The organism is Blastococcus aggregatus (assembly GCF_900221005.1).
In the GTDB taxonomy this organism is placed as follows: domain Bacteria; phylum Actinomycetota; class Actinomycetes; order Mycobacteriales; family Geodermatophilaceae; genus Blastococcus; species Blastococcus aggregatus.
The window spans coordinates 809,665-821,500 of sequence record NZ_OBQI01000002.1; the positions used below are offsets into that span (position 1 = coordinate 809,665).

The following is an 11,836-nucleotide window of genomic DNA, read 5'->3' on the forward strand; positions in this document are numbered from 1 at the left end:
CTTGTCGCATGCCCCGGACTATGCCACACAGTCGTTGTCATCAACAGCGGTTGCTGTTAGGTTACCGGGCATTGATGTGTGTCGATGTCTGAGGGGTGGTCCGGGTGGGCGAGTCGCTCTCCGTGAAGGAGTCAGGGTTGCCGGTCGTCGTGATCGGCGCCGGGCCGGTCGGCCTCGCCGCCGCGGCGCACCTGCTGGAGCAGGGACTGGAACCGCTCGTCCTCGAAGCCGGTGACGAGGTCGGTGCCGCCATCCGCGAATGGGGTCACGTCCGCCTGTTCTCGCCCTGGGAGTACGACGTCGACGCCGCCGCGCTGCGGCTGCTGGAGCGGACCGGCTGGGAGTCACCCGACCGGGACACGCTTCCCTCCGGTGCGGAGCTGGTCGACTCCTACCTCGTCCCCCTCGCCACCACTCCCCAGCTCGCGTCCCGGATCCGTACGGGCACCCGGGTCCTGGCAGTCACCCGCGAGGGCATGGACAAGACGCGCACCGTCGGACGCCGCGGCCGGCCCTACATCGTCCGCGCGGTCCGTGCCGGCGAGATCACCGATCTCCGGGCCGCCGCCGTCGTCGACGCGTCGGGTACCTGGGGTCACGCCAACCCGCTCGGCGCGGCCGGCCTTCCGGCGGTCGGCGAGGAGCTGGCCGGCCCCTGGCTCGTGGGTCCGCTCCCCGACGTGCAGGGGAGCGAGCGGAAGCGGTTCGCCGGGCGGCACACGCTGGTCGTCGGCATGGGCCACTCGGCGGCCAACACCCTGCTGGCGCTCGCCCGATTGCGCGACGAGGAGCCAGGAACCGACATCACCTGGGCCATCCGGGGTCGTTCCCCCGCCCGTCTCTACGGCGGCGGGGACGCCGACGGCCTGCCGGCCCGCGGCCTGCTCGGCTCGACCCTCAAGGCCGCCGTGGGCTCCGGCGCCATCCGGCTCGTCCGCGAGTTCACCCTGACGGCACTGGAACCGCCGCTCGACGCCGGCGGCCCGGTGACGGTCACCGGCACCGCGCGGGACGGCGATCTCGTGCAGATCGAGGTGGACGCGATCGCCGCGGCGACGGGATTCCGTCCCGACCTGGACATGCTCCGCGAGGTGCGGCTGGACCTCGATCCCGGAGTGGAGGCGCCCGCACGGCTGGCGCCGCTCATCGACCCGAACTTCCACTCCTGCGGAACCGTTCCGCCGCACGGCGAGGCGCTGCTGTCCCACCCCGACGAGAACTTCTACATCGTGGGGATGAAGTCCTACGGCCGGGCGCCGACGTTCCTGCTCGCGACCGGGTACGAGCAGGTCCGTTCGATCGCCGCCGCCCTCGCCGGCGACACGGCCGCAGCGCAGCGGGTCGAGCTGCACCTCCCGCAGACCGGCGTCTGCGCGACCGAACTCGGCGATCGCGAGGCGGCCGAGGACGCGCCGGCCGTCGGCTTCCCGACCGGCTCCGGGCACGGGTACTCCGCAGAACCGGCTGTTGCCGGCTGCTGCGGCCCGGCGCCGCGGGCCACCGTGGCCGCCGCCACGTCCTGCGCCGGCTGACCGCGCACCCATGAGGCCCGCCATCGCCGGGGCGGGTGCGGGCACCCGCCCGGGCCCGCCCCGGCGGGTGCTCGCCGCGCTGTCGATCACCCAGATCACCAGCTGGGGAGTGCTCTACTACGCGTTCCCCGTGGCGCTGGCCGACATCAGCGCCGACACCGGCTGGTCCGCCCCGGCCGCGACCGCCGCCTTCTCCGGCGGGCTGGTCGTGTCCGCCCTGGCCGGGATCCCGGTCGGGCGCTGGCTGGACCACCACGGACCCCGTCTCGTCATGACCACCGGCTCGCTGCTCGCCGTGCCGGCGACCGCGGGCATCGCCCTCGCACCCACGTACGCCTGGTTCGTGGTCGCCTGGCTGGTCACGGGCGTCGCCATGGCCGCCGTCTTCTACCAGGCCGCCTTCGCTGCGCTGATCCGGTGGTACGGCGACCGGCGGGTGCGGGCGCTGACCATCCTGACCCTGGTCGCCGGCCTGTCGAGCACGGTCTTCGCCCCGCTCACCCACCTCCTGCTGGAGCGCTACGACTGGCGCACGAGCTATCTGCTGCTGGCGCTCCTCCTGGCGGTGGTCACGGTTCCGCTGCACGCCTTCGCGCTCACCCCACCCTGGGTCGCCGTCGGTGCGGCGCGCGCGGTCCCGCATCGGCGCCGCGTCCCCGACGAGGTGCGCACGCCGTCCTTCCTGCTGCTGGCCGGAGCACTCACGGTCACGGCCTTCGGCCTGTACGCCGCCAGCCTCGCGCTGATCCCGCTGCTGACGTCGCGGGGCGTCAGTTCCACGCTCGCCGCGACCACCCTGGGGCTGCTCGGCGCGGGCCAGCTGCTCGGCCGGATCGGGTACGCGCCACTCGCCTCCCGCACGACCCCCGCGGGGCGCACGGTCGCCATCGTGCTGGTCTCCGCCGTTCCGCTCGCCCTGTTCGCGGCGTTCTCCGGGCCCACCGCCCTGCTGGTGGGGTTGGCGGTCCTCGCGGGAGCCGCTCGGGGCGCGGGCACCCTCCTCCAGGCCACGGTGGTCGCCGAGCACTGGGGAGCCGCCCGCTACGGAACGCTGGCCGGGTTCTTCGCCGCCCCGATCACCGCCGCGGCGGCGATCGCCCCTTGGGCGGGCACGGCGCTGGCCGGCATCACGGGGAGCTACCCGTCGATGTTCGCGGTCCTGGCCGTGCTCGTGTCCTGCGCCGCCGGCCTGGCTGCCCTGAGCGCGCGACGGTGAGGCGGACGGCCCACGCCGGTCGAGGGGTCAGCCGAAGCGGCCGGAGATGTAGTCCTCCGTCCGCCGGTCGGCAGGGTTCGAGAAGATCTTGGACGTGAGGTCGAACTCGACGAGCTGACCGGTGCGGTCACCGGTTCCCTCGGCCGCCTGAGCGGTGAAGAAGGCGGTCCGGTCGGCGACGCGGGCGGCCTGCTGCATGTTGTGCGTCACGATGATGATCGTGAAGTCCTTGCGGAGGTCCTCCATGAGGTCCTCGATGCGCGCCGTCGCGATGGGGTCCAGGGCCGAGCACGGCTCGTCCATGAGGATCACCTCCGGGCGCACCGCGATCGTGCGCGCGATGCACAACCGCTGCTGCTGCCCGCCCGAGAGGCCGTAGGCAGACTGCTTGAGCTTGTCCTTGACCTCGTCCCACAGCGCCGCAGCGCGCAACGCCTCTTCGACGAGGTCGTCCATCGAGTCGACCTTCATGCCGGTCACCCGGGGGCCGTAGGCGATGTTGTCGTAGATCGACTTCGGGAACGGGTTCGGCTTCTGGAAGACCATGCCGATCCGGCGACGGACCTCGATGGGGTCCACGCCGGACCCGTACATGTCCTGCCCGTGGTAGCTGATCTTCCCGGTGACCCGCGCCCCGGGGATCAGGTCGTTCATCCGGTTCAGGCTGCGGAGGACCGTCGACTTGCCGCACCCGGACGGCCCGATCATGGCGGTGATCTCGTGGCGCCCGTAGACGAGGGAGACGTCGTGCACGGCGCGGAACGCGCCGTAGTAGATGTCGACGTTCTCGCACTCGATCACCGGCGTCGGGTGCTCGGGCAGGTAGCGATCGGTGCCGCCCGAGGCGCCCACCTGCGGGCGGGGCGCCGCGGCGACGGACGAGCTGTCCGAAGCGCTGGTCGACGCGTCAGGGGCGTCGTCTGCGGTGGTCGTCGTGCTGATCATGAGCCGTCCAGTCCGTAGCAGCGGGGGGTGAGCTGTGGGCGAGGGCGTCGGATCACCAGCGCCTCTGGTACCGGTTGCGGATGACGATGGCGAGGCCGTTCATCAGGAGCAGCAGGCCGAGGAGAGCGATGATCGCGGCCGCGGCCACCTCCTGGAACTCCACCTGCGGCTGGCCGGCCCAGTTGAAGATCTGGATGGGCAGCGTCGTGAAGCCCGAGAACAGGCCGTTCGGGTCGTACCGGATGAAGACGAGCCCGCCGAGCAGCAACAGCGGCGCCGCCTCGCCCAGCGCGCGGGACAGCGCGAGGATCGTCCCCGTGGCGATCCCCGGGATCGCCGAGGGCAGGGTCTGCCGCCACACGGTCTGCAGCGGAGTCGCACCGAGAGCCAGCGACCCCTGGCGGATCTCCGCCGGCACCGAGCGCAGCGCCTCGCGCGTCGTGATGATGATGACGGGCAGGATCAGGAGCGCCAGGGCGATGGCTCCGGCCAGGACGACACCTCGTCGCAGCCCGATCGTCAGCGCCAGGCCGGCCGTGAGCATGCCGTACACGATGGCCGGCACCGCTGCGAGGTTCTGCAGGTTGACCTCGATCATCCGGTTGTACCAGCGCAACGGGTTGGCGAACTCCTCGAGGTAGATCGCCGCGGCGATCCCCAGCGGTATCGCCATGACCGCCGTCGCCACGATCACCCAGAGCGAACCGATGATCGCCGCGCGAGCGCCCGCCGTCTCCGGGCTGACCTGCGAGGAGTAGTTCGTGAACAGTTCGCCGTCCAACCGTGGCAGCGCGTCCATGAACGAGGTGACCAGCAGGACCACCAGGGTCAGGACCGCGAAGGACAGCGCCACCCACAGGGCGACGAGGAAGAGGATGGAGGCCGGGCTCTTGTCGCCGTTGCGCTCGGCCTTGAGGGGGCGGGTGGCGAGTTGACCGATCGTGGCCATCAGTAGGCCTCCCGGAACTTCCGGACCAGCCGGATGCTGATCATGTTGATCACGAAGGTGATGACGAAGAGGAGCAGTCCGACGGCGAAGAGCGTGTTGTAGCTCAACGTCCCGGGAGTGCTCTCCCCCGTGGCCGTCTGCGCGATGAAGCCGGTCATCGTCTGCCCGACCTCGGTGGGGCCGCCCACCATCCTCGCCTGGGTACCTGCGGCGAGGGCGACGATCATCGTCTCGCCGACCGCCCGCGAGAGAGCCAGGACGATGGATGCGGCGATGCCGGACACGGCAGCGGGGAAGACCACGCGAAGAGTGGTGCGCATCTTGTTGGCGCCGAGCGCCATGGACCCGTGGCGGAGGGCGTCGGGGACGGCCGACATGGCGTCCTCGGACAGCGAGGCCACGGTGGGGATGATCATGATGCCGAGCACCAGGCCGGCGGACAGCACGCTGAACGTGCCGACGTCGAGCCCGAGCAGATCGTTCAGGATCACCGGGGCGACGAAGGTCAGTGCGAAGAAGCCGTACACCACCGACGGGATGCCGGCGAGGACCTCGAGCACCGGCTTGAGCACCTTGCGCACTCGGGACGGGGCGTACTCGGAGAGGTAGATCGCCGCTCCGAGCCCGAACGGGATGGCGATCACCAGGGCGATGAGCGTGGTCCAGGCCGTTCCGGTGATCAGTGGCAGGACGCCGTAGGACTCCTGGCCGCTGAACCGGGGGGACCACCGGGTGCCGAACAGGAACTCGCCGAAGCTGACCTCGCGGAAGAACGAGATCGCCGGCAGCAGCAGGGAGAGGACGATGCCGACCGTCACCAGCACGGAGAGCAGGGCCGCCGCGATCAGGACGCCCATGACCACCCGCTCGCCGTGGCGAGGTGACTGGCGGCGGAGGGACGTCGGGTCGAACCCGCCGCCCCGCTTGCTCCGGGGGGTCCCCACCGCGGGGGACCCCCCGTCTGCCGTGATGGTCACGACGCTCCTCTGCTGTTCATCGGTCCGCTGAGCGGGTGTTCATCGGTCCGCTGAGCGGGCCAGGCGCCCAGGTCAGCCGATCGACTCGGCCGCGGACTCCAGAGCGCTGCGCTGCTCGTCGTTGAGCGGGATGTACTGCGCCGCCTCGGCGATCCGGTCGTCATTCGTCGCGTAGAAGTCGACGAACGCCTTGACCTCGGGCTTCTCCGACGCCGCGGTGTCGGAGACGTAGATGAACAGCGGGCGGGACAGCGGGGTGTAGGTCCCGTCCTGTGCGGTCTCCGCGCTGGGCGCGACACAGCCCTCGCCGCTGTCGATCTCGACCGCCTTGAGCGCGTCGGAGTTCTCCTCGTAGTACGTGTACCCGAAGTAGCCGATCGCGTTCGCCGAACCGGAGACGCCCTGGACGATCACGTTGTCGTCCTCGGAGGCGTTGTAGTCCGTGCGGCTCACGCCTTCCTCACCGTTGATCTCGTCGGTGAAGTAGTCGAAGGTGCCGGAGTCGGTGCCCGGACCGTAGAGCTCGATCTCCTCGGCCGGGAACTCCGGGTTGACCTGGTCCCACGTCGTGACGGTGCCCTCGGCCGCCGGCCCCCACAGGGTGGCCAGCTCCTCCGTGGTGAGGCAGTCGACGAAGTCGTTGTCAGCGGAGACGACGACGGTCAGGGCATCGGTGGCGACCTGCAGCTCGGTGAACTCGATGCCGTTCTCCTCGCAGAGGGCGATCTCCTCGTCCTTGATCGGACGCGACGCGTTGGAGATGTCGGTCTCGCCCTGGCAGAACACCTCGAACCCGCCGCCGGTGCCGGACGTGCCGACGGAGACGTTGACCCCCGGCTCCTCCTCGGCGAAGTACTCGCCGGCCGCCGCCGTCAGCGGCTGGACGGTCGAGGAGCCGTCGACGAGGACCTCGCCGGAGAGGGCGTCACCGCCGCCACCGCCGCCCCCGTCGTCGTCGGAACCGCCGCAGGCGGAGAGGGCAAGGGCAAGGGTGAGCACGGCGGCCGCGGGTGCGGAACGGCGGCGCAGGGTGCTGGTCGTCAACGGAGGAGCCTCTCTGTCTCTGCCTGGTTGAGCCCAGGCAGCGGGACGGACGGCTCGAAAGCTAGGCAGCGGCGGTGAACCGGTGCACTGCCTCCGGTGAACGGACGGCGAACGTTGACGGCACGGCCGGCGATCTCCGTCGCGCCACCGGCGCCCCTCGGTCACCGGCGCCGGGAGGCCGTCATCGACCGCACCGCGGATGTTCAGGAGTCGTTCACACCGACGCCCCCCGGAGCACACCCGTCGACGCTTCGCTGGCTCGCACCATGAACAGTCTCCAGCCGCCGGCCGACGCCCCTCCGGGGGTAGGCGCCGCGTGGGGCGGGGTCAGCCCGCGCCGACGGATCCTGCTGCTGGTCATCGACCCCGATCCGGAGGCTGCCGGCCTCGTCGACGAGTTCGGCGATCGGCTGGACGTGCGCATCTGCGCCTCCGCGGCCGAAGGCCTCCTGATGGCGGGGGCGGCGCACCCGGACGTGGTGCTGATGCGCGCCGACCTCGAGGACGTCCCGGCGACGACCGTGGTGCGGCTGCTGAACCGCCGCGGCGACCTGCCGGTCGTCGTCGCCGTGGGCAGCGAGCACCCGGAGCTCGTCGGTGCCGCACTGGAGGCCGGGGCGGTGGCCTGCGTCGCGCGGCCCTACCGGACCGCCCAGCTCCTGTCGCTGGTGACCGCGCTCGGGCCCTCGTCGCCGGACGACGGGGACGTGGTCCGGTGTGGGGGCCTCGCCCTGTCACCCGGCGCCCGGACGGTCCGGTTGCGCGGCTCGCTGATCCCGCTGCCTCCGCAGGAGTTCCGACTGCTCCACTTCCTCATGACGCACGAGGGGCGCGTGGTGAGCCAGGCCGAGCTGTGGGAGGCCGTCTGGGGCCGGACCGCGCCGTCGGCGTCCAACACGGTGTCGGTGCACCTGCGCCGGCTCCGCCTCCGTCTCGGTGACGACCCGCGGCGGCCGCGACTGATCACGACGGTCGGCCGCTCCGGCTACCTGTTGCAGGCTCCCGCCGACTGACTGCCACGCGCCTATCCTGTGACCGGTCGCACGCCGCCGGCCCGTCGTTCCCGGGCTCGTTCATCCTCCGTTCACTGACTGTGGGTGGGGCGTCAACCTGTGCCGCCTACCGTTCGACTCGTTCACCGGATCAGTCACCATCGGTTCACCCAAGGAGGACGGCGTAGTGCGGTTCACTGGCGCGCGCCTCCTCTCGCTCCCTCCCCTCCTGCTGGTCGCGGGTCTGTCGGTCACCGGCTGCGCCGCAGTGAACGAGCGGAACCTGGCGATCGGATCCGGCGAGCAGTACGCCGGAACGCTCGTCGGCGCCGGCTCCAGCGCCCAGCAGGCGGCCATGCAGGGCTGGACGGCCGGTTTCGCCTCCGTCCAGCCCGAGGTGACCGTGAACTACGACCCGATCGGCTCCGGTGGCGGGCGCGAGCAGTTCCTCGCCGGCGGCACGGACTTCGCGGGCTCCGACGCCTTCCTCGACGAGGACGAGCTCGTGGAGGCGCGCGAGCGGTGCGGGCCGGACGGCGTCTTCGAGCTGCCCAACTACATCGCGCCGATCGCCGTGATCTACAACGTCGACGGCGTGGACGAACTGAACCTCTCGCCCACCACGCTCGCGGGCATCTTCGCCCAGCGCATCACCCGCTGGGACGACCCGGCGATCGCCGGCGACAACCCGGACACCGACCTGCCCGACGTGCCCATCACCCCCGTCAACCGCAGTGACGAATCCGGGACCACCGAGAACTTCGTCGACTACCTGCACCAGGCGGCCGGAGCGGCCTGGCCGCACGAGGTCGACGGCAACTGGCCGGTCCCGGGCGGGGAGGCCGCGCAGGGCAACTCCGGGGTCGTCGGCGCCGTCAACGCCGGCAACGGCACCATCGGGTACGCGGACCTGAGCCAGGCCGGGGAGCTCGGAGTCGCCCGCATCCGGGTGGGCGAGGAGTTCGTGGCACCCACCGCCGAGGCCGCCGCCGCCGTCGTCGAGAACTCCGAACCGATCGAGGGCCGCGGGCCGTTCGACTTCGCGATCGAGGTCAACCGGGACACGTCCGGCTCCGGCGAGTACCCGATCGTCCTGATCAGCTATCACATCGGCTGCCTCACCTACGACGATCCGCAGGTCGCCGAGCTCGTCCGCGCCTTCCTGACCTACGTCGTCAGCGAGGAGGGCCAGGAGGCCGCGGCCCTGGTCGCCGGTTCCGCGCCGATCTCTGCAGGCCTTCGCGACCAGGCGCTGACGGCGCTCGACGCCGTCGCGGCCTCCTGATCGGGATCCGGGAGCCGACGATGCGTTCTCCTGTACGCGCGCGAAGGGATCAGCAGTGAGCCAGACGCGGAGTGCGCCAGGGACCCGTACCGCGAAGCCTGTGCTCCGCCGCGGTGACCGGATCTTCTCCGGAACCGCGCGGGCCGCAGGAATCCTGATCATGGTCATCCTCGCGGGGGTGGCCGCGTTCCTCGTGGTCGAGGCGATCCCGGCCCTGCGCGCACCGGCGGAGGACGTGCCCGGTGGCGAAGGGCTGACGGCCTACATCGGGCCCCTGCTGTTCGGCACCCTGCTCGCCGCGGTCATCGCGCTCGTCGTCGCCACGCCCCTCGCCGTGGCGATCGCCCTGTTCATCACCCAGTACGCGCCGCGCCGCATCGCCTCGGCCCTGGGCTACCTGGTGGACCTGCTGGCCGCCATCCCGAGCATCGTCTACGGGTTCTGGGGCATCTACTGGCTCGCGCCCCGACTGGTCCCGCTGTTCCGCTGGCTCGAGGAGAACCTCGGCTTCGTACCGCTGTTCGCCGGCCCCACCTCCGCCACCGGCCGCACCATGTTCACCGCCGGCCTGGTGCTGGCGATCATGATCCTGCCGATCATCAGTGCCCTCACGCGCGAGGTCTTCCGCCAGGTGCCGACGCTGCACCGCGAGGCCGCACTGGCGCTGGGCGCGACGCGCTGGGAGATGATCCGGCTGGCGGTCCTCCCCTACGGGCGGTCCGGAATCGTGGGCGGCGCGATGCTCGGCCTGGGCCGGGCCCTGGGCGAGACGCTCGCCATCGCCCTGGTGCTGTCGGTCTCCGGCGGCATCACGTTCAACCTGATCAGCAGCGGCAACCCGTCGACGATCGCGGCCAACATCGCCCTGCAGTTCCCCGAGTCCAGCGGCATCGCCGTCAACACCCTGATCGCCAGCGGTCTGGTCCTGTTCGTGATCACCTTCGCGGTGAACATGCTGGCCCGATACGTCGTCAACCGCCGGTCCGAGTTCTCCGGAGCGAACTGATGACGACCAGCCCGATGCGCGTGGACTCGCCGACCGGGTCGACGCCCTCCGGACGCGGCCCCGTGCGCCAGACGCGGCGCCTGCCCCGGTGGGCGGCGGCGGCCAGCTTCGCCGCAGCGATCGTGGTCGCGCTGCTGCTGGGTCAGCTGAGGGACACCCACATCGCGCTCCTCGCGCTGGGCGCGGTCGCCCTGGGCACGGTGCTCCTCTACAGCCTCTCGCGTGCGGTCGAGGGCCCCCGGCGGGCCACCGACCGACTGACCACCTGTCTCGTCTACAGCGCCTTCGGGCTGGCCATGGTGCCGCTGGTCAGCCTGATCGTCGAGGTGGTCCGCCGGGGTGCGCCCCGCCTCGACGGCGAGTTCTTCAGCTGGTCGCTGCTCGGCGTCGTCGGTGAAGGGGGCGGGGCCTACCACGCGATCATGGGCACGCTGGTCATCACGGGCCTGACCACGCTGATCGCCGTCCCCATCGGCCTCATGACGGCGATCTACCTCGTCGAGTACGGCACCGGGCGCCTCAAGCGGACCATCACCTTCCTGGTCGACGTGATGACCGGCATCCCGTCGATCGTCGCCGGCCTGTTCGCCTACGCGCTGTTCGCGCTCTTCCTGGGCCCCGGCGTCCGGCTGGGCATCGCAGGGGCGGTGGCGCTCGCCGTGCTGATGATCCCCGTCGTCGTGCGCTCGGCGGAGGAGGTCCTCAAGCTCGTCCCCAACGAGCTGCGAGAGGCGGCCTACGCGCTGGGCGTGCCCAAGTGGCGCACGATCGTCAAGGTGGTCATCCCCACGGCCATGGCGGGGCTGGCCACCGGGGTCACCCTGGCCATCGCCCGCGTCATCGGCGAGACCGCCCCGCTGCTGGTGACCGTGGGCATCGCCAACGCCACCAACTTCGACCCCTTCGACGGCAGGATGGCGACGCTGCCCGTGTACGCCTACTACCAGCTGACCCAGCCCGGAGTGCCGCCCGAGTTCGCCATCGACCGGGCCTGGACGGCGGCGCTCGTGCTCATCCTGATCGTGATGGGCCTGAACGTCATGGCGCGCCTGATCAGCCGCTTCTTCGCACCCACTACCGGTCGATGACCGGGCAGGAGGAACCCGTGGCCAAGCGCATCGACGTCTCTGACCTGAACATCTACTACGGCAGCTTCCTCGCCGTCCAGGACGTCACGGTCTCCATCGAGCCGCGCAGCGTCACCGCGCTGATCGGCCCCTCGGGATGCGGCAAATCGACCTTCCTGCGCTCGATCAACCGGATGCACGAGGTGCTCCCGGGCGCTCGGGTCGAGGGCAAGGTCATCATGGACGGCCAAGACCTGTACGGGCCGGGGGTGGATCCGGTCGACGTCCGGCGGCAGATCGGCATGGTCTTCCAGCGCCCCAACCCGTTCCCGACGATGTCGATCTACGACAACGTCGCCGCCGGCCTGCGGTTGAACAACAAGAAGATCAGCAAGTCCGACCTCGACGGGCTCGTCGAGCGGTCGCTGCGCGGCGCGAACCTCTGGACCGAGGTCAAGGACCGGCTCGGTCGCCCCGCCTCCGGGCTGTCGGGCGGTCAGCAGCAGCGGCTCTGCATCGCCCGAGCCATCGCCGTCGAGCCCGACGTGCTGCTCATGGACGAGCCCGCCTCTGCTCTGGACCCGATCTCGACGCTGGCGATCGAGGACCTGATGACCGAGCTCAAGGAACGGTTCACGATCGTCATCGTCACGCACAACATGCAGCAGGCGGCGCGCGTGAGCGAGCAGACCGGCTTCTTCAACATCGCCGGCGCCGGCCAGCCGGGGCGGCTGATCGAGTTCAACCCGACCGAGAAGATCTTCAGCAATCCCGACCAGAAGGCCACCGAGGACTACATCTCCGGCCGCTTCGGCTGATCGGC

General features: G+C 71.0%; 11 protein-coding genes. 7 read left to right on the forward strand and 4 right to left on the reverse strand.

Annotated features, from left to right (window positions below; translation table 11 throughout):
• Positions 1-137 precede the first annotated feature (137 nt).
• On the forward strand, positions 138-1,532 hold the full coding sequence (locus CRP29_RS09665; RefSeq protein ID WP_245852686.1) for an FAD-dependent oxidoreductase: 1,395 nt from the start codon (positions 138-140) through the stop codon (positions 1,530-1,532).
• 10 nt (positions 1,533-1,542) lie between these two features.
• On the forward strand, positions 1,543-2,748 hold the full coding sequence (locus CRP29_RS09670) for an MFS transporter (protein WP_097194773.1): 1,206 nt from the start codon (positions 1,543-1,545) through the stop codon (positions 2,746-2,748).
• A gap of 27 nt (positions 2,749-2,775) precedes the next feature.
• On the opposite strand, the gene pstB (CRP29_RS09675) is transcribed toward CRP29_RS09670, so the two are convergent.
• The 4 genes from pstB (CRP29_RS09675) to CRP29_RS09690 all read right to left on the reverse strand — a co-directional run bounded on the left by pstB (CRP29_RS09675) (position 2,776) and on the right by CRP29_RS09690 (position 6,663).
• Positions 2,776-3,693 (reverse strand): phosphate ABC transporter ATP-binding protein PstB, encoded by a 918-nt coding sequence (pstB, locus tag CRP29_RS09675; RefSeq protein ID WP_097194774.1) that lies wholly within the window; start codon positions 3,691-3,693, stop codon positions 2,776-2,778.
• A gap of 52 nt (positions 3,694-3,745) precedes the next feature.
• Positions 3,746-4,642 (reverse strand): phosphate ABC transporter permease PstA, encoded by an 897-nt coding sequence (gene pstA, locus CRP29_RS09680; RefSeq protein ID WP_097194775.1) that lies wholly within the window; start codon positions 4,640-4,642, stop codon positions 3,746-3,748.
• On the reverse strand, positions 4,642-5,619 hold the full coding sequence (gene pstC / locus CRP29_RS09685) for a phosphate ABC transporter permease subunit PstC (protein ID WP_245852687.1): 978 nt from the start codon (positions 5,617-5,619) through the stop codon (positions 4,642-4,644). Before pstC (CRP29_RS09685) ends, pstA (CRP29_RS09680) begins: the two co-directional genes overlap by 1 nt.
• A gap of 72 nt (positions 5,620-5,691) precedes the next feature.
• Complete coding sequence (locus tag CRP29_RS09690; protein WP_097194776.1) at positions 5,692-6,663, reverse strand: PstS family phosphate ABC transporter substrate-binding protein; 972 nt, start codon at positions 6,661-6,663, stop codon at positions 5,692-5,694.
• A 266-nt stretch (positions 6,664-6,929) separates the two neighbouring features.
• On the opposite strand from CRP29_RS09690, the gene CRP29_RS09695 reads away from it, so the two are divergent.
• The 5 genes from CRP29_RS09695 to pstB (CRP29_RS09715) all read left to right on the forward strand — a co-directional run bounded on the left by CRP29_RS09695 (position 6,930) and on the right by pstB (CRP29_RS09715) (position 11,831).
• Complete coding sequence (locus CRP29_RS09695) at positions 6,930-7,676, forward strand: response regulator transcription factor (protein WP_097194777.1); 747 nt, start codon at positions 6,930-6,932, stop codon at positions 7,674-7,676.
• A 166-nt stretch (positions 7,677-7,842) separates the two neighbouring features.
• Positions 7,843-8,940, forward strand: coding sequence for a phosphate ABC transporter substrate-binding protein PstS (gene pstS, locus CRP29_RS09700; RefSeq protein ID WP_097194778.1), 1,098 nt, complete (start codon positions 7,843-7,845; stop codon positions 8,938-8,940).
• Positions 8,941-9,040: 100 nt separating this feature from the next.
• A complete protein-coding gene (pstC, locus tag CRP29_RS09705; RefSeq protein WP_245852688.1) occupies positions 9,041-9,946 on the forward strand; it encodes a phosphate ABC transporter permease subunit PstC in 906 nt (301 codons plus the stop codon).
• Positions 9,946-11,034 (forward strand): phosphate ABC transporter permease PstA, encoded by a 1,089-nt coding sequence (gene pstA / locus CRP29_RS09710; RefSeq protein ID WP_097194780.1) that lies wholly within the window; start codon positions 9,946-9,948, stop codon positions 11,032-11,034. Before pstC (CRP29_RS09705) ends, pstA (CRP29_RS09710) begins: the two co-directional genes overlap by 1 nt.
• Before the next feature lie 17 nt (positions 11,035-11,051).
• On the forward strand, positions 11,052-11,831 hold the full coding sequence (gene pstB / locus CRP29_RS09715; protein WP_097194781.1) for a phosphate ABC transporter ATP-binding protein PstB: 780 nt from the start codon (positions 11,052-11,054) through the stop codon (positions 11,829-11,831).
• Positions 11,832-11,836 lie beyond the last annotated feature (5 nt).